Source organism: uncultured Flavobacterium sp. (genome assembly GCF_963925415.1).
Classification (GTDB): Bacteria; Bacteroidota; Bacteroidia; order Flavobacteriales; family Flavobacteriaceae; genus Flavobacterium.
Genome location: NZ_CAWUTS010000037.1, coordinates 1 through 17582, shown reverse-complemented (window position 1 = coordinate 17582; position 17582 = coordinate 1). Strand labels below are relative to the sequence as shown.

At 29.7% G+C, this 17582-nt stretch carries 23 protein-coding genes; 10 read left to right on the top strand and 13 right to left on the bottom strand.

All coding sequences use genetic code 11. The features are described 5' to 3' along the window. The first annotated feature begins 338 nt into the window (after nucleotides 1–338). The 8 genes from hisG to hisIE are packed head-to-tail and all read left to right on the top strand — an operon-like array spanning nucleotide 339 to nucleotide 7406. Nucleotides 339–1196, top strand: coding sequence for an ATP phosphoribosyltransferase (gene hisG / locus AABM47_RS02950; RefSeq protein ID WP_338409433.1), 858 nt, complete (start codon nucleotides 339–341; stop codon nucleotides 1194–1196). 19 nt (nucleotides 1197–1215) lie between these two features. Further along, nucleotides 1216–2505 carry a histidinol dehydrogenase gene (gene hisD / locus AABM47_RS02945; RefSeq protein ID WP_338409432.1) on the top strand — a complete coding sequence of 430 codons (1290 nt, stop codon included), beginning with the start codon at nucleotides 1216–1218 and terminating at the stop codon, nucleotides 2503–2505. Further along, nucleotides 2498–3547, top strand: coding sequence for a histidinol-phosphate transaminase (gene hisC, locus AABM47_RS02940; protein ID WP_338409431.1), 1050 nt, complete (start codon nucleotides 2498–2500; stop codon nucleotides 3545–3547). Before hisD ends, hisC begins: the two co-directional genes overlap by 8 nt. Next, the gene (gene hisB / locus AABM47_RS02935; RefSeq protein WP_338409430.1) at nucleotides 3540–4676 is read left to right on the top strand and encodes a bifunctional histidinol-phosphatase/imidazoleglycerol-phosphate dehydratase HisB; all 1137 of its coding nucleotides are present in this window, start codon (nucleotides 3540–3542) and stop codon (nucleotides 4674–4676) included. The genes hisC and hisB overlap by 8 nt, the downstream gene beginning before the upstream one ends. Beyond that, complete coding sequence (hisH, locus tag AABM47_RS02930) at nucleotides 4676–5257, top strand: imidazole glycerol phosphate synthase subunit HisH (protein ID WP_338409429.1); 582 nt, start codon at nucleotides 4676–4678, stop codon at nucleotides 5255–5257. Before hisB ends, hisH begins: the two co-directional genes overlap by 1 nt. Before the next feature lie 17 nt (nucleotides 5258–5274). Next, on the top strand, nucleotides 5275–6003 hold the full coding sequence (hisA, locus tag AABM47_RS02925) for a 1-(5-phosphoribosyl)-5-[(5-phosphoribosylamino)methylideneamino]imidazole-4-carboxamide isomerase (RefSeq protein WP_338409428.1): 729 nt from the start codon (nucleotides 5275–5277) through the stop codon (nucleotides 6001–6003). A gap of 23 nt (nucleotides 6004–6026) precedes the next feature. Then, a complete protein-coding gene (gene hisF, locus AABM47_RS02920) occupies nucleotides 6027–6782 on the top strand; it encodes an imidazole glycerol phosphate synthase subunit HisF (RefSeq protein ID WP_338409427.1) in 756 nt (251 codons plus the stop codon). A gap of 24 nt (nucleotides 6783–6806) precedes the next feature. Continuing rightward, the gene (gene hisIE, locus AABM47_RS02915; RefSeq protein ID WP_338409426.1) at nucleotides 6807–7406 is read left to right on the top strand and encodes a bifunctional phosphoribosyl-AMP cyclohydrolase/phosphoribosyl-ATP diphosphatase HisIE; all 600 of its coding nucleotides are present in this window, start codon (nucleotides 6807–6809) and stop codon (nucleotides 7404–7406) included. Between the two features lie 27 nt (nucleotides 7407–7433). Here hisIE and AABM47_RS02910 read toward each other — a convergent pair whose 3' ends face one another. Both AABM47_RS02910 and AABM47_RS02905 read right to left on the bottom strand, forming a co-directional pair. Next, complete coding sequence (locus AABM47_RS02910; protein ID WP_338409425.1) at nucleotides 7434–8567, bottom strand: T9SS type A sorting domain-containing protein; 1134 nt, start codon at nucleotides 8565–8567, stop codon at nucleotides 7434–7436. A 95-nt stretch (nucleotides 8568–8662) separates the two neighbouring features. Further along, nucleotides 8663–8989, bottom strand: coding sequence for a hypothetical protein (locus AABM47_RS02905; protein ID WP_338409424.1), 327 nt, complete (start codon nucleotides 8987–8989; stop codon nucleotides 8663–8665). A 201-nt stretch (nucleotides 8990–9190) separates the two neighbouring features. Between AABM47_RS02905 and AABM47_RS02900 the strand changes: the two genes are divergently transcribed. Continuing rightward, on the top strand, nucleotides 9191–9583 hold the full coding sequence (locus AABM47_RS02900) for a hotdog domain-containing protein (RefSeq protein WP_338409423.1): 393 nt from the start codon (nucleotides 9191–9193) through the stop codon (nucleotides 9581–9583). Beyond that, nucleotides 9583–10254, top strand: coding sequence for a DUF2461 domain-containing protein (locus AABM47_RS02895; protein ID WP_338409434.1), 672 nt, complete (start codon nucleotides 9583–9585; stop codon nucleotides 10252–10254). Before AABM47_RS02900 ends, AABM47_RS02895 begins: the two co-directional genes overlap by 1 nt. Here AABM47_RS02895 and AABM47_RS02890 read toward each other — a convergent pair. The 11 genes from AABM47_RS02890 to AABM47_RS02840 all read right to left on the bottom strand — a co-directional run. After that, entirely contained in the window at nucleotides 10246–10641 is a 396-nt protein-coding gene (locus tag AABM47_RS02890; protein ID WP_338409422.1) for a glyoxalase, read from the bottom strand. The two genes, AABM47_RS02895 and AABM47_RS02890, sit on opposite strands and share 9 nt — an antisense overlap. 24 nt (nucleotides 10642–10665) lie before the next feature. Then, complete coding sequence (locus AABM47_RS02885) at nucleotides 10666–11898, bottom strand: mechanosensitive ion channel domain-containing protein (RefSeq protein ID WP_338409421.1); 1233 nt, start codon at nucleotides 11896–11898, stop codon at nucleotides 10666–10668. After that, nucleotides 11885–12172, bottom strand: a complete 288-nt coding sequence (locus tag AABM47_RS02880; protein WP_338409420.1) for a DUF3817 domain-containing protein — start codon at nucleotides 12170–12172, stop codon at nucleotides 11885–11887. Before AABM47_RS02880 ends, AABM47_RS02885 begins: the two co-directional genes overlap by 14 nt. Then, complete coding sequence (locus tag AABM47_RS02875) at nucleotides 12172–12780, bottom strand: VTT domain-containing protein (protein ID WP_338409419.1); 609 nt, start codon at nucleotides 12778–12780, stop codon at nucleotides 12172–12174. Before AABM47_RS02875 ends, AABM47_RS02880 begins: the two co-directional genes overlap by 1 nt. Before the next feature lie 112 nt (nucleotides 12781–12892). Continuing rightward, nucleotides 12893–13261: a hypothetical protein gene (locus tag AABM47_RS02870; protein WP_338409418.1), complete on the bottom strand. Its 369-nt coding sequence runs from the start codon at nucleotides 13259–13261 to the stop codon at nucleotides 12893–12895. Between the two features lie 170 nt (nucleotides 13262–13431). Next, complete coding sequence (locus tag AABM47_RS02865) at nucleotides 13432–13911, bottom strand: 4'-phosphopantetheinyl transferase superfamily protein (RefSeq protein ID WP_338409417.1); 480 nt, start codon at nucleotides 13909–13911, stop codon at nucleotides 13432–13434. Then, nucleotides 13908–14162 carry an acyl carrier protein gene (locus AABM47_RS02860; protein WP_338409416.1) on the bottom strand — a complete coding sequence of 85 codons (255 nt, stop codon included), beginning with the start codon at nucleotides 14160–14162 and terminating at the stop codon, nucleotides 13908–13910. The genes AABM47_RS02865 and AABM47_RS02860 overlap by 4 nt, the downstream gene beginning before the upstream one ends. 25 nt (nucleotides 14163–14187) lie before the next feature. After that, a complete protein-coding gene (locus AABM47_RS02855; RefSeq protein WP_338409415.1) occupies nucleotides 14188–15462 on the bottom strand; it encodes a beta-ketoacyl-[acyl-carrier-protein] synthase family protein in 1275 nt (424 codons plus the stop codon). Nucleotides 15463–15509: 47 nt separating this feature from the next. Next, complete coding sequence (locus AABM47_RS02850) at nucleotides 15510–15932, bottom strand: 3-hydroxyacyl-ACP dehydratase FabZ family protein (protein ID WP_338409414.1); 423 nt, start codon at nucleotides 15930–15932, stop codon at nucleotides 15510–15512. 36 nt (nucleotides 15933–15968) lie between these two features. Then, nucleotides 15969–17021, bottom strand: coding sequence for a type III polyketide synthase (locus tag AABM47_RS02845; RefSeq protein WP_338409413.1), 1053 nt, complete (start codon nucleotides 17019–17021; stop codon nucleotides 15969–15971). A 52-nt stretch (nucleotides 17022–17073) separates the two neighbouring features. Continuing rightward, the coding region (locus AABM47_RS02840) for a class I SAM-dependent methyltransferase (RefSeq protein WP_338409412.1) at nucleotides 17074–17582 on the bottom strand (509 nt) is incomplete at its 5' end.

Sequence of the window (17582 nt, the reverse complement as noted above, 5' to 3'; positions counted from 1 at the left end):
TTGGCTGGGAGTCTTTCCAATTCCATATTCTAGAAATGATGGTTTAAAGGCAAATATAGGCAGTATTGGATTTAAATTTGTTTTGTAAATAAATTTTAAACTTAAATAAATTTGCATATGATATAAATTTTATTTTATATTTGCAGTGTTAAATTAAAACAAAAAAAATGTTTACCATATTATTCCATCAACATCATCATATACTACAAGCTCAGGCTAGGTAATGATGTTTTATGTTATAAACTAAAATAATTATAAACCCGTTTGAGTATATCAAACGGGTTTATTCTTTTATAGAAGTTAGCACGAGATATATTCAAATTTTATTAAAAATTAAAATGAGTATATTAAAAATTGCTATTCAAAAATCGGGTCGTTTACACGACGAAAGTATTCAATTACTTAAAGATTCAGGAATTTCTATTTATAATGGAAATGACCAATTAAAAGTTACATCACCCAATTTTCCTTTAGAAGTTTATTTTTTAAGAAATTCAGATATTCCTCAATATCTAATTGATGGTGTTGTTGACATTGCTATAGTAGGAGATAACCTTATAGTCGAAAAGGGAAAAAACATTCAAATTGCCGAAAAGTTAGGCTTTTCAAAATGTAAAGTTTCTGTTGCTGTTCCTAAGGCATTTGTATACAATTCTATTCAGGATTTAAATGGTTTGCGCATAGCAACATCATATCCCAAAACTGTTTTAGACTATTTTTTACTCAAAGATATCACCGTTGATATTCACCAAATTTCTGGTTCTGTTGAAATCGCACCCAATATTGGTCTATCAGATGCAATTGTAGATATTGTTTCTAGTGGTAGTACTTTATTTAAAAATGGTTTAAAAGAAGTAGAAGTTATCTTAAAAAGCGAAGCGGTTTTAGCTATTTCTCCACAAATTACTGATGAGTCAAAAATACTTTTAACAAAACTTCAATTCAGAATACAATCCGTTTTACGTTCTCGAAAATCAAAATATATTTTAATGAATGTACCCAATGACAAAATTGAATTAATTAGTAAAATTTTACCCGTTTTAAAAAGTCTTACTGTTATGCCTCTTGCAGAAGAAGGGTGGAGTAGTGTACACTCTGTTATTGAAGAGGATACTTTTTGGGAAGTAATTGATCAGTTAAAACAAGCTGGAGCCGAGGGTATTTTAGTGTGTCCAATTGAAAAAATGGTATTATAATAATTTAATTTTAGATAAAATGAATAAAATATACAGTCCACTAACTGAAACCTGGTCAGAACTAACAAAAAGACCAACCCAAACTTTTGAAGACATTGAAAGTGTTGTAAAACAGATATTTAAAGAAACTCAATTAAAAGGAGACGCAGCCCTATCAAAATACACATCACTTTTTGATGGAGTGCAAGTAGAAAAGACACTTGTTTCTGATGTTGAAATTGAACTTGCTAAAAATCAAATTTCAGAAGAGTTAAAAGAAGCTATTCAGTTTGCTAAATCAAATATTTATGCTTTTCACAATGCTCAAAAAACAGAACCAATTGAAGTTGAAACTACAGAAGGTGTTTTTTGTTGGTATGAAAAGAGAGCTATTCAAAAAGTAGGTTTATACATTCCAGGTGGTTCAGCCCCTTTGTTTTCTACCGTTTTAATGCTAGCGGTTCCTGCACAAATAGCGGGTTGTACTGAAATTATTTTATGTACACCGCCTCAAAAAAACGGAAATGTATCACCTGCCATTTTATATGCCGCTTCTTTGTGTGGGGTAACAAAAATTTATAAAATAGGAGGTATTCAGGCCATTGCTGCTATGACAATAGGGACTGAAACGATTAATAAAGTTTATAAAATATTTGGTCCAGGAAATCAATATGTTACTGTTGCTAAGCAATTTGCTTCTCAAAAAGGAGTTGCTATAGATATGCCTGCAGGCCCGAGCGAGTTATTGGTTTTTGCAGATGAAAGTGCTATTCCTAGCTTTGTAGCTTCTGATTTGTTAAGTCAAGCCGAACATGGAACGGATAGCCAAGTAATTTTAGTAACTACTTCCAAAAAAACACTTTTGGATGTTGAAATTGAAGTATACAAACAACTTAAGGAGTTAGCTCGAAAAGACATTGCTGAAATTGCCATTTCACATTCTAAACTTATTTATATAGATTCAGATGATAAAGCGCTTCAATTAATTAATGAATATGCACCTGAACACTTTATTATTTGTTCAAAAAACGAAGATTTTTTTATTAAAAATATAGTAAATGCAGGTTCTGTTTTTATAGGAAATTATACTCCTGAAAGTGCTGGAGACTATGCCTCAGGAACCAATCATACCTTACCTACAAATGGATATTCTAAAAGTTATAGCGGTGTAAACTTAGATAGTTTTTTAAAGGCAATTACTTTTCAAAAAATAACAGCAAAAGGAATACAAAATATTGGAAAAACCATAGAGATCATGGCTGAATCAGAAGGTTTACAAGCACATAAAAATGCAGTTTCACAACGCCTAAAAGTATTAGCAAATGAATAAGTTTGACATCAATAAACTAACGCGAAACAATATACTAAATATGAAACCTTATTCGTCGGCACGAGATGAATTTAAGAGTTTTACAAATTCAATGATTTACTTAGATGCTAACGAAAATCCATATGAAAATGAAATAAATCGGTATCCAGATCCGCAACAATTTCAATTAAAAAAAATTATATCTGGTATTAAAAAAGTAAAAACAGCTCATATTTTAATAGGAAATGGAAGTGATGAAGTTTTAGATTTACTTTTTAGGGCTTTCTGTGAACCTAAAACAGACAATGTTATAACGCTACCTCCAACATATGGGATGTATGATGTTTTAGCTCATGTAAATGCAGTAGAAAATAGAATCGTAAATTTAACTGATGACTTTGAACCTGATGCACATAAAATTTTAAAAAAAACGGATGTAAATACAAAAATATTATTTTTATGCTCCCCTAATAATCCTACTGGAAATTCTTTTTCAGATGAAATTATCAAGAAATTATTAAACAATTTTAAAGGTTTAATTGTAATAGATGAAGCGTATATAGATTTTTCGAAAAAAGAAAGTTGGTTAGCTAAATTAGAAGAATATCCAAATTTAGTAATTTGTCAAACACTTTCAAAAGCCTATGCAATGGCTGGACTTCGCCTTGGTGTTTTATATGCATCAACTCAAATTATAAGCGTCTTAAATAAAATAAAACCTCCTTATAATATAAATGTATTGTCACAACAAAAAGCAATTGAAATATTGCAATTAAAAGTCTTTGATCGCCAAGTTATTGATATTCTAAACGAAAGAGAAATACTAATGAAAGCTATGCAAAACATATCGTTTATAAAAAAAATAATTCCGTCTGATGCAAATTTTATACTAATACAAGTAGACGATGCAAATACACGTTATAAACAATTTATAAACCATGGAATTGTTATTAGAAATAGAAGCAATGAACCGCTATGTGCAAATTGCTTGCGCATAAGTATTGGTACAAAACGAGAAAATGAACAAGTAATTAAACTCATAAAAACATTAGAAAATGCCTAAAAAAGTATTATTCATCGATAGAGATGGAACCATGATAAAAGAAACCATTGATCAACAAATTGATGCGTTTGATAAAATAACTTTTTATCCAAAATGTATTCCTTTTTTAAGTAAAATTGCTCAAGAATTGGATTACGAATTGGTAATGATAAGTAATCAAGATGGATTAGGTACTGCCGTTTTTCCTGAAAACACATTTTGGCCTGTGCATGATTTTATATTGAAAACCTTTAAAAATGAAGGTGTTGTTTTTGAAAATGTGTTTTTGGATCGAACATTTCCATACGAAAATGCCAATACACGTAAACCAGGTACTGGGTTATTGACTCATTATTTTTCAGGAGCTTATGATTTAGAAAATTCATATGTAATAGGTGATCGAATAACCGATGTTCAATTGGCAAAAAATTTAGGATCAAAAGCCATTTTTATAAACGACAACACCAATTTAGGTGCTGATGAAATTTCGGTTAAAGAAGAGGACCTAAAATTAACAATTGCCTTAGAAACAAATGACTGGGAAAAAATTTACACCTTCTTAAAACTAACAACCAGAACTGCATTTGTTCAAAGAAAAACAAATGAAACAGATATTGCTATTACCTTAAATCTTGATGGCACAGGGATAAGTAGTATTTCAACCGGAATTGCCTTTTTTGACCACATGTTAGACCAAATTGCAAAACACGGTCAAATAGACATGAATATACTAGTAAAAGGCGACCTAGAAGTTGATGAGCATCACACTATAGAAGATACAGCTATAGCGTTAGGAGAAGTTTTTGCAAAAGCGTTGGGAAACAAATTAGGTATTGAGCGATATGGATTTTGTTTACCAATGGATGATTGTTTAGCACAAGTTGCCCTCGATTTTGGAGGAAGAAACTGGTTGGTTTGGGATGCAAGTTTTAAACGAGAGATGATAGGGCAAATGCCTACAGAAATGTTTTATCACTTTTTTAAATCGTTTACCGATGGTGCAAAAGCTAATTTGAATATCAAAGCTGAAGGTACAAATGAGCACCACAAAATTGAATCAATTTTTAAAGCATTTGCAAAGGCAATAAAGGCGGCTGTTAAAAGAGATGTTGAAAAAATGATTTTACCCTCAACAAAAGGAATGTTATAATGAAAATTGTATTAATAGATTATGGAGCTGGTAATATCCAAAGCATTCAGTTTGCTTTAGAAAGGTTAGGCCATGTAGGTGTTTTAAGTAGCGATTGGAATGTGATTAAATCTGCAGATAAAGTCATTTTTCCTGGCGTTGGAGAAGCGAGTAGTGCTATGAAAAAACTAAAACTAAGTGGTTTAGACGCTTTAATACCAACGTTAACCCAACCTGTTTTAGGCATCTGTTTAGGCATGCAGTTACTGTGCAACAAAACTGAAGAAAGCAATACAAAAGGATTGGGAATTTTTAATGCTGATGTGGTCAAATTTTCTAATCATGTGAAAGTGCCACAAATGGGTTGGAATACAATATATAAACTAAAATCATATTTATTTAATAATATTATTGAAAACGAATATGTGTATGTAGTGCATAGCTTTTATGTAAAAAAATGTGCAGAAGCCATAGCCTTTACTAATTATGATGGTGAATATGCATCTGCTCTCCAAAAAAACAATTTTTATGGGGTTCAATTTCACCCCGAAAAAAGCAGCAAGCAAGGTGAACAAATTTTAAAAAATTTTTTAAATATTTAAATTTTATAACACTAAAAATGAGAATAATACCTGCAATAGATATTATAGATGGCAAATGTGTACGTTTGTCAAAAGGTGATTATAGCACCAAAAAAATATATAACGAAAGTCCACTCGAAGTAGCCAAATCATTTGAAGATAGTGGCATTCAATTTTTACATTTAGTTGACCTAGATGGAGCTAAATCGAGTAAAATAGTCAATCATAAAGTATTGGAACAAATAGCAGTAAAAACCAATCTAAAAATTGATTTTGGAGGTGGATTAAAATCCAATACTGATTTAAAAATTGCTTTTGAATCTGGAGCAAACCAAATAACTGGTGGAAGTATAGCTGTAAAAAACCCAACTTTATTTAAGCAATGGATATCAGAGTACGGAACAGATAAAATTATACTAGGGGCAGATGTACATGATAAAAAAATAGCAGTTTCAGGTTGGTTAGAAAAAAGTGATCTAAATTTGATTCCGTTCATAGAAAATTATAAACAAAACGGTATTAGCTATGTCATTTGTACCGATATTGCTAAAGACGGAATGTTAAAAGGCCCCAGTTTTGATTTATATGAAGAAATTTTAAATTCATGTAAAAACATTAAATTAATAGCATCGGGTGGCATTTCAACCTATGATGAATTGCCTCTCTTAGCAAAATTAGGTTGCGAGGCTACAATAATAGGCAAGGCCATCTATGAAGGAAGGGTTACATTAAAACAATTAGAATATTTTATTAATCGTACTGCTTAATATTTTAAACCTCAAAACTAAATATGCTTACCAAAAGAATCATTCCTTGTTTAGATATTAAAAACGGTAGAACCGTAAAAGGTATTAATTTTATAGATTTAAAAGATGCTGGTGATCCAGTAGAATTGGCCAAAAAATACTCTGAAAATGGCGCCGACGAATTAATTTTTTTAGATATATCAGCAACAGAAGAAAGACGAAAAACCTTAGTAGAATTAGTAAAAAACGTGGCAAAAACAATAAATATTCCGTTCACTGTTGGTGGTGGAATAAGTTCTATTGAAGATGTTTCTATATTATTAAAAAATGGTGCTGATAAGGTTTCTATTAATTCATCGGCAATAAAAAACCCAAATTTAATTAATCAATTAGCAGCAGAATTTGGAAGTCAATGTATAGTTGTTGCTGTTGATGCTAAATTAATTGACGGATTATGGATCGTTCATTTGATGGGAGGAAAAGTTGCAACCGATCTAAACTTATTTGATTGGGTTATTGAAGTTGCGAATAGAGGAGCGGGTGAAATATTATTTACATCTATGAATAACGATGGAACAAAAAAAGGTTTTGCCAATGAAGCTTTAGCACAACTTTCAAAATCAGTTTCAATTCCAATAATTGCGTCAGGTGGTGCAGGCACTAGAGAACATTTTGAAGAAGCGTTTACTATAGGGAAAGCTGATGCTGCACTAGCAGCAAGTGTCTTTCATTTTGGAAACATTGAAATACCTGAATTAAAAACATATTTAAAAGAGAAAAATATAATGATTAGACTTTAGATTAGTCAATTAAAAAATACAAACATGATAATAAATTTTTCAAAAAACAGTAATGGATTAGTTCCTGCAATTATTCAAGATCATCAAACCAAAAAAGTTTTGATGTTGGGATACATGAATCAAGAAGCGATAGATATAACATTAAGTACCCGTAAGGTTACCTTTTTTAGTCGCACAAAAAACAGATTGTGGACAAAAGGAGAAAAGAGTGGTAATTTTTTAGAGTTCATTTCATTTAAAGAAGATTGCGACCAAGATACGCTTTTGATACAAGTAAAACCTTTTGGACCAACTTGTCATAAAGGATCAGATACGTGTTGGCAAGAGTCTAACAGTCAAAGTTATGGATTTATTTCACAATTAGAAAAAACTATTGAACAGCGAAAAGAAAATGCAGATGCTGAAAACAGTTATGTAGCGTCTTTATTTAAAAAAGGAATCAATAAAATTGCACAAAAAGTAGGAGAAGAGGCCATAGAGGTTGTTATTGAGGCTAAAGATTTTAATGACGATTTGTTTTTATCAGAAAGTGCCGATTTACTTTTTCATTATTTAATATTATTACAAGCTAAAGGTTTTAAAATCAATGATGTTGTTTCGGTTTTAAAAGCAAGGGAAAAGTAAAACAATAGACATAGAAAAATATCTTCTTTAATTTTTTTTGATAATTTTAGTTGTTTGATTATCTATTTTCAAAAAATAAACATCAGGAGGTAAATTTGACAAATCGATTTGTAAAGTTTTAGAAGTGCTATAGCCAGATAACACCTCTTGTCCTATTGTGTTATGTATAAAATAAGGTAATCTTTCAGAACTAATTCTTTCAATTATAGTCAAATGATTAGTAGGATTTGGATACACTTTCATTTGATTAAAATGGTTTGTTTCCAATCCTAAAGTAGAACAATTAGACAAGAAACTTTTAATGTAATTTATTTCGGTTATGTTTGTAGAGTGACCTGCATTACCTTCAAGATAAACCACGTTTCCAGATAAATAAGAGTATTCTGTGACTTCTGGGCTGCCAATAGCCGTTCCATTTATCAATTGATTACCTGTATATCCTTGATTTATAGCGATTACGTAAGCGGCAAATTTTGCATCTAAAAAATCAACACCAACAACAGAAGTTCCTCCTAAATTTGGTATTACAGGATCATTTGCATTACATATGCTTAAGTATTTTCTTGTTGTTAAAGGATTTACAGCAATATCATAACCACAATATGCATTTGAAGAGTTGGTCGAAGCAGAAGGTTTATAAAAGTTACCTAAGTGATATTGAGGTTCGTTTAATTGAGAAACAACAGCACAGACAATGTCAATACCAGAATTGGTGTTTTCTATAAAAACTCTATTAGCAAGACCTGCGCCATTTGAAGATCCAATTATTCTAATTTGATTAGGGTTTATATTGTTATAGCTTTGCAATAGAGTTACTAAATCTTCTATCATTTCAACATCTGGAGCATCACTATTTTCAGCACACAAATTCCAACTGTTTAAATAGCCTGTCGGAGCTACAAGTACATGACAATCCATAATATTAACATATTGATTGCTCATATTCAATCCGTTACCACCATTGCCATGCAGTAGTATGCAAACAGGAAATCCACCTTGTGGCACATCGCCTGTAGGTACTTTGATGTTAAAAGGGTATGTATAACCCGTAGGCTGTTGAGACCATGATTTTGTAATATTAATAGCAGTTGTTTCAGTTATTACTTGAGAAATTGTAAAAATTGGAACTAGTAAAAGTATTAAAAATGTGTTTTTAGTCATGGGTACAAGTTATTAAAAAAAAAATTAACTATGTTTCATATGATTATAGTTAATTACAAAATAATTCAAAATAAATTAAATGGATGTTCTAAATTTTACTTTAAAACATAAATGTTTGCTTTAATATCTTTTTTTCCATCATCTATAAATACAGTAACTTTAATACATTCATAGGCTTCACCCTCAAGTATATCTAATTTATTCCAATAATTTTTTAATTCTTTAGAGCTAAACAAATACCCTTTTATTTTTTCATGATTATGATCAAAACGTACTCCTAGACGCTTTGGAATAACATCCAAAACATCCACATATAGTTTTCCCCAAATAAAACCTTTTTCCCAGGTTCCGTTTAGATGGTTTAATAAGTCTTTATTAGATTTTTCAGGACTTAAGTTTCTATATACAAAAAGTTTATTCATTTTATAACAATCATTTCTCCATTTATGAAAAGAATAAATTTGTAACTAAATTTAATTCAATAAACACATGTGTTTAATTGTGTTGTTAAAAATACACATAATTTGTGTTTTATCAAATGATTTGTGTTTTAATTTAAAGTTGTTTAAAACCAAAATAAAATAATAAGTTGTATTTTTACATATAAATATTAACGTATTATTATGAAATTTCATACAAGAAAGTGGGTAAAGCCCGAAGATTTAAATGCCAATGGTTCGCTGTTCGGCGGTAGATTGTTATCTTGGATAGACGAAGAAGCTGCTTTATACACTATAATTCAGTTTGAAAACAAAAAAGTAGTGACCAAATACATGAGTGAAATTAACTTTATGAGTTCTGCTCAGCAAGGTGATATTGTAGAAATAGGAATAGAAGTGGTCAAGTTTGGCAATTCATCACTTGTTTTAAAATCGGAAGTTCGAAATAAAATGACCCATGAAACCATTATTACTATTGATAATATTATAATGGTTAATTTAGGTGATGATGGTAAACCAAAGTATCATGGTAAGACCACAGTAGAGTATGTTTCAGATCGATTAAAAGATAAATAATTATGCTTATTAAGCAATCTAATTTGGATATTTTAGTTCAACTACAAGCTAACAACAACCGTGAGTGGTTTGCAGACAATAAAAAACAATTTGTTGCAGAAGAAAATCATGTAAAGGCATTTTTTAAAACCGTTTATAACGATTTGAATGCTATTGATAGTATTGAAAAAATAAAGCTTTATAGAATTTATAGAGATGTTCGTTTTTCAAAAAACAAAGTGCCTTATAAATCGAACTTTAGTGTGGGATATTCAAGAACAAAACCTTTATTAAGAGGAGGCTATTATTTACAAATTGCAAATAATAATACTTTTATTGGAGGGGGTTTTTGGGAACCTAATAAATCTGATTTACTGCGTATTAGAAAAGAATTGGAGCTCGATGCTTCAGAATTACGAGAATTAATTAATGAATTTGATTTTATAAAAATGTTTGAATCTTTAAAAGGGGAGGAATTAAAATCGGCACCTCGAGATTTTGACAAAAATCATCCAAACATAGATTTGATTCGAAAAAAACAATTTTTAGTAATACGTAATTTTACCAATGAGGAAGTGCTTTCTCCAAATTTTAAAAATGAAGTAGTAGCCACATTTAAAGCAATGCGTCCGTTTTTTAATTTTATGAGCGACGTTTTAGGTACTGATTTAAATGGAGTTTCCTTATACTGATTCAAATAATTGTACCTGACTTCTTAGGCGTTCTATTAGTAAATTCATCATTCGTTTGTTCAGTTTTGACGAATTAGTAATGTAATAATCAAATTCTGATAAAGTAAACCAGGCAAGAACCATTCCTTTTAAAGCATTTCTATATTTAATATCACGTTGAATGGCATTTTCTATAAAGCCTAACTTTTTTTCTACAGATAAGGCTTTAAAATCTGATTTGTGCTTGTTGATGTAGTTTTTAAAACTAGCGATGAATAAATTATTGTTTGATTTTAAAATAGGTCGGAGTGTTTCATTTTGAAATATTTCTTCTAAAGAACAGTTTTCATTAATGTTTCCGATAGTAATTCCTCTTAATTCAAAAAGTAATTTATTTCGATTTTCCATTTTGTAGTATCGTTTTAAAATTATTTATTTTGTTTTAAAATCCATTTCTAATATTTCTAATTTAAAATAACTTGACGAAGCAATGACATGATCTAACACATCTGCAATTATATGCTCATAGTTTTCCCATACTTTATCATTAGAGAAGCAATAAATTTCTAATGGAATACCCAATTCTGACGGCTGCAAGTAGCGAACCATTAGTAACATATTCTGATTGATTCCTGAATGATTTTCAAGATACGCCTGAATGTATTTTCTAAACAAACCAAGGTTAGTAAGGTTTCTTCCGTTTAAGATTACCGTTTTATCAATAGCTTTAAGGGTATTATGTTTTTGAATATCAGCTTGCTTATGATCAATATAAGATTTTAATAACTGTAACTTTTCATATTCAACTAGCTCTTCATCTTTAATAAATTGAACCGTACTGGGTTTTATTAAAATACTGCGTTTAATACGTCTTCCGTCAGATATAAGCATGCCTCTCCAATTTATAAAACTATCAGAAATTAAACTATAAGTAGGTATCGTCGTAGTTGTATTATCAAAATTTCGGACTTTTACTGTAGCCAAATTGATTTCGATTACATCTCCATCTGCACCAAATTTATCCATAGTAATCCAATCTCCAATTCGAACCATGTCGTTAACAGAAACCTGTATACTAGCAACAAAGCCTAAAATGGTATCTTTAAAAATTAAAAATATCAATGCAGAAATGGCTCCAAAAGTAGATATTAAAAAAGTAAAACTAGTATCAAACATTATTAATATAAAAGAAGTACCCCCAAAAAACCAAAGTACAATCATGATAACCTGAATGTAACTATCAATAGGTTTATCGCTATAGCGGGGCATATTTTTTAAATAATCTTTTAACGAATTAAAAACAGAACGAACAATCCATAAGGACAATATGATGATGTAAATCTTTATACCTTTAGAAAAGAATTCTTCCCAGGATATAAATTTTGCTAATATTATAGGAACCGTTATGTATACATAATATAATGGAATAAGATGTGCTATATATTTAGCTGTTTTATTGGCGACTAAAAAATCATCAAAAGTAGATTTTGTTTTTGCCGCAATAATAGCTAAGGCAATGATTAACAGTTTTTTAAATATGTAGTCTAAAAATAAAGCAATCGCAATTAAAATAACAATATTAACTACTAAATTTAAATATAATGTAAGGGTAGACTCTAATTGTAAATTGGTTAGCAAAGTATAAGTCCAATTATAAATTTTCATTTTTCAAGTATATTGATTCGATTTTAAAGGTAGCAAAAGGAATTAGGGAAGCAACACAAATTCTCAAGAAAATTCCTACATTAAATTTTTTCTTTATAAAATAATATAAAGCAAAAGCAATATAGGTTACAAATAAAAAACCGTGTGCCATTCCTAAAGGCTTTAATATTAAATGATATAAATCATTATATAAATATTTAATAATTAACATATTAGCTAATAAAAAAAGATATGAAAAACCTTCTAAGAAGGCTGTAATTTTAAATATTTTCATTATGATAAAGCGGTATAAATGGCATATCCATAGAATATAAATCTAAAGACACGAAAAAGAGCATACAAAAAAAAGTGCTTTGGAGGAAAATTAATCATTCCGGCTGCCAAACAAGCCATTGCGAAGGGTAAAGGCAACAAGGCACCAACTACAATTAAAAAACCACCCCATTTTTGCATGTTTGTAATATGTTTGGCCATTTTTGTATACATGTAGCTTTTAACTACTGGTACAGTACCTATGGCACGTCCCATATAATATGCAATTACACCACCTGTGTACGACAAAACAGCTAATAAAGCAAGATAGAGTAGTGGTTCTTGTGTGTTTTTTGTCCAAGCAATAAAGATATCTGGAGGCACTAAACCTAAAAAACTTTCAGAAATTAAGAAAAATGAGAACAATAAAAAGTCACTAAAGTTTTTAGTGGCATATACAATTGCATCATTTAGATTAATTACTTTTTCGTTTACAAAAATTAAGGCAATAATTAGAATTAATGTTGGTATAAAAGCTTTTTTTATTCCTTGAGCTATAAAAGAATAAAAGCCTGTATATTTATAATATTGATGGAGTAATTGAATTCGAGATTTTTTTATTCTAGACATTTTGTTAATTAAAATATTTTTACAAAAATATACAGAAAACCCTTTATTTTTCGTTAAAATAAGCATAAAAAATCGGTAGAATTACCGATTTTTAAAATATAAACAATCCATTTTACATAGCTACAAAGGCTTTGTTATAATCAGATAAATCTAATAAATTATTTTTCTTTGTAGGATCTAGTAATAGGGATAAAAAATAAGTAAAACTTTCAATGTTATTTTCTGATGAATATACTGGTATTTCTGTTTCATCTTCTTCATCAATGGGCTCATCGTTTGGAATTTCTATTAAAAAAGCTTCATTTGAATCTAAATGCTCATAAGCTAATCGAATAGATTTTGTTAAAACCGGAATGCTCATATCCATAGTAAATTCTCTTACTTTTTTTAAATCATCAATTATTGAAGTAAAGTTGTATTTTTTTGAAGAAATTTCTTTTTGAATTTTCTCAATTAGTTGGATAGCTTGTTTGTTTTGCATTTTTTTATTTTATGAACGACAAAAATACTGTTTATCTATTATAGATACAAACCTTTTTTAGGTATTTTTTATGTATTTAATTATTATTATCTCATAAATCAATCTTATTTTCTTATATTATTAACGACCTATAATATACATTATGTAAAATAGAGTTTATGAAAACTAATTTATTTCAGGCTTATTATTTCCTTGTGTACTCCATGATGACTTATAGATATTGGTTTATTGTTTAATGTATCTAATGGTAAACCATTTGTATCTTTGTAGTAATTAATGTTTTTCGATTTTATAATAGAATTAAAATATACTTTATTTTGGACCACAACAGTTTTAATTACATTATTATGTATACACGTTTCTCCATAAAATATTACTTCAAATAATTTAATAACTGAATCATTTGAAGTGTTCAAAGATAGTATTTCAATTTTAGATGGATAATAACCTTGGTTATAATGTATTCTTTGATACGCTTTGTAGCTGCTTTCTTTTATACTCCAAAGCATCCAAACCATTTGTTCTTGATGGATTGCATTGTGAATTAAATTTTGTTCAAACGGTGTAAATATTTTGGTGAGAAAGCCTTTTCTTTTCCAATTGCTTTCTTTTTTGGCTAAAGATAAATCTACAACATCATTGCCTATCATTTTTGGGCTAATTTAGTTTGAATAACTGCAATGGTGTTTTCTAAATCTAACATTTTTTCCATAGAATCATTGTCTATTTCAATGTCAAAAGCTTCTTCTAAATCTAAAATAATGTCTACCAAATTTGCTGAATTGATGTTCAAGTCTGTAATGAAATGTGTTTTTTCATGCATCGCATTAAAAGCATCTTCATCTTTAACAAAGGGTTTAACAATTGGCTTTAATTTTTCTATTATTTCTGTACTACTCATTTTTTATATTTTACTAATTAATATGTTAGGCTTTATACTTCTTAAAAATCACACAAGCATTTACGTCTCCAAACCCAAAGCTTGCTTTGGCAACTATATTTAAATTTTTGTAAAGTATTTGTTTTGGAATTTTATCTTCGGAAATTATGGTTTTAATATCTTCATTTAGTACTTCACAATTGATATTTGGAAAAATAAAACCATTATAAATTTGAATTATGGTTGCTACTGATTCTATACTTCCTGACCCTGATAAACAATGGCCAACCATAGACTTTAGTGAGTTTATATATGGAAAATTAGCACCTTTTCTATTCAACGCTTGACACCAATTTTGGATTTCTAAACTGTCCTTTGAAGTGGCGGTTAAGTGTCCGTTAATATAATCAATATCATTGGGTTTAATTTCAGCATCTTTCATAGCATCCACAATGCATTTTTGTACAGCAACTGAATTTGGTGCTGTCATAGTTCCCTCGCCTCTTTGACCACCCGAATTTATATTTCCACCCAATATTTCAGCGTAAATTCGAGCTCCACGAGATAAAGCTGTCTCTAAGTCTTCAATAACCAAGGCTCCTGCTCCACTTCCAGGCACAAATCCTGAAGCCGTTTTACACATTGGTCTCGAACCTTTTTCGGGGGCATCATTATGTTTAAACGTACATACTTTCATGGCATCGAAACCAGCCCATATGTAGGGACCCGAATCACTTGTACTTCCTACCAACATTCGTTTTGACTTTCCTTGTTGAATTCTTTCAAAACCTAATAAAATACTTTCGGCACCTGTAGTACAGGCCGACGAGTTTGTGGTGACTTGATTTCCTAAACCTAGTTTTCCACCTAAATAAGCAGAAATTCCACTATTCATGGTTTGTGCAACAGCCGTGCTTCCTAGTCTTCTGGTTTGAAAATCATCTATTTTATAGATAGATTCTCTAAATTTTTCAATTCCCGAAGTACCTGTTCCAAAAACAGTTCCACTATCCCAATCAGGGTTTTCATTGTTATCTATTGATAATCCGGCGTCTTTCCATGCATCTAAACCTGCAATTACGCCATATAAAATACCGGTTGAGTTAAAATTTCTTAATTCTAGTTCTGTAAAATACTCTCTTTTAAATTCATCTGTAATTATTGGAGTACCTGAAATTTGACATGAAAATTTTAAACGTTCTAATTCAGAATTAAATACAATTCCTGAAAGGCCTTTTTTTATTGCATTTGTAAACGCTTTAAGCCCTACTCCATTTGGAGCAACTATTCCCAATCCTGTTATAACAACTCTTTTTTTCAATTTTTACTTTCAAATTTAACATTCAACCTATATAACGTATTTTATTTTTAAATTATCATTCCAGATAAAATTCCAAAACAAACTTCTTGATTATTATGATTAGTCATTTTGATTTTGCACTTAAGTTTTCCAAAACGATAGTATATTTTTTCTGAAAATACAGTCACTTTTTCGTTAGGATAAACGGGCTTTAAAAACTCAACTTCTGAAGACGTAAATCCAATATTTTTAATTTTTTTGCCTTCATTCAAATAAATACCTAAACAAACCAAGCCAATTTGTGCCATTGTTTCTGTTAAAATAACACCTGGTGTAACAGGATTATCTTTAAAATGACCTTTGTAAAAATCCAAATTGGAATCAAAAGTAAATGAACCTTCAACGCTGTTTTCATTAATTGACAAAATTTCATCTACAAACAAAAAAGGTTTGGAATAAGGAAGTTTTGCAATTATTTCTTGTTTTGTCATATTGTTATTTATATCCTCATTTTAAAGAAATGTAATTTAAAATTCTAATAAAACCCGCTGAGCTGTAAAACCTGGTCCAAAACTTAACATAACACCTTTTTCTCCTGCTTTTGGTCGATTGTTCATAATACGCTCTAAAACAAATAATACGGTTGCGCTTGACATGTTTCCATATAAGCGAAGCACTTCTTTTGTGTCGTCGATATTTTTTCCTAAATCAGAAAACAACCCTTCTACTATGTTTACAATTTTTTTGCCACCAGGATGAAATATTAAATGATCTATATCTTTTATTTCTAAATTATTTCTTTCTAAAAATGGATATAAAATAGCAGGAAAATGTTCTTGTATCGTATCAGGAACCTCTATATCTAGAATCATTTTTAAACCGTTATTTGTCAATTCAAAACCCATCATGTGTTCTTTGTCAAAGAAATGATACATAGATTCGTCTACTATTTTTGGTCCAACTTCATCTTCATATGAAGAAAGTAAAACACAAGCAGCTCCATCGCCAAAGATAGCAGCACTTACAATATTTGACATAGAATGGTCATCTAATTGAAAAGTTGCTGTGGGACTTTCTACTGTAATTACTACTGCCCTTTTGTTTGGATTAGCTTTTAGAAAGTTTTTTGCATAAATAATTCCAGAAACACCTCCAACGCAGCCCATTTCTGTAACGGGCAATCGAATAACATCTTGGCGTAAATTTAATTTGTTAATCAAATAAGCGTCTAATGAAGGAATCATGATACCGGTACAACTTACAGTGATAATAAAGTCAATAGTATCTGATTGCCAATTGGCTTTTTCTAAAGCTTTTTTTAAAACTTTTTCTCCCAAAATAATCATTTCTCTGGCATAAATAGCATTTCTCTTTTCAAACGAATCTAAAGAAAAAACTTCTTGAGGATCCATAATAGAATAACGCTTATCTACATTAGCTCCTTCAAAAATTTTTTTTACTTTTCGTTTAAACCTGTCATCTTGATTGGCCAACCAAATGTCTAAAAAAGGAAGAATATCTTTTGTTTCTCTATAAAATTCGGGCAATTGAGTTGCAACGTTTATTATTTTAACTGACATTGTATTCGTTTTATTTTAGTAACTGTTCTAAGAAGCATAAAATAGGTATTCGTTAACTTATTTTAATAATCCATTGATATCGAAAAGCCCATTTCCATTTTATGCTGTAATTTTTTAATTTATTTATTTCAGCAAAATTAACTAATTCTTGTTTTTTAAAACCCCTTAATATAGAAACTAAACCATCTTCTTTTGACATTTTATTCAATTTAAAGAAAAAGCAAATTAGCTGAAAGGCTCGGTAAGCAATTATATTTCGATGTAGATCATTGATCACTATTCCTACACGAGCTTGTTTTTTAAAGAGTTGAATTAAATATTCAATTTGATTATTTTTGAAATGATGTAATGTTAAAGTGCACAGCACTATATCGTATTTTATCTCACTAAACGCTTTATTAAAAATATCTTCACATTGATAGCTTATGTTTTCATATTCTATAGAAAGTTTATGAGCATAATCTATTGTAAAAACATTAGCATCAATACCTATTAAGTTAAATTTTAAATTGTTTTTAATGCCAAAATTTGCCAAAGCTCTTAACATATCACCATTACCAC